General features: G+C 71.7%; 1 pseudogene. It reads left to right on the forward strand.

The annotated features are described in order from the left end of the window. Positions 1-2: 2 nt before the first annotated feature. Positions 3-237, forward strand: a pseudogene (locus tag ACMUOY_RS12725) (hypothetical protein); the annotation flags it as partial.

A 237-nucleotide genomic window follows, 5' to 3' on the forward strand; every position in this document is an offset into this window, starting at 1 on the left:
TGCTGGGCTGGCTGCTGGCGCTGGTCATCCTGTTCGAGGAATGGGGCTGGGAGCCGTTGCAGCGCGTGCTGGCACGTATCGGCGCATGGCCCGGCCTGCGCTGGATCGAAGGCGCGATCCGCCGGCTGCCCACTTACGCGGCGCTGGCGCTGTTCGCGCTGCCCACGGTGATGTTGCTGCCGGTGAAGCTGGGCGCGCTGTGGCTGATCGGGCAGGGCCAGGTGGTGGCGGGCGCGG

Origin of the sequence: Candidatus Skiveiella danica, assembly GCF_022705245.1 — a bacterium.
Taxonomy (GTDB): Bacteria; Pseudomonadota; Gammaproteobacteria; order Burkholderiales; family Burkholderiaceae_C; genus Skiveiella; species Skiveiella danica.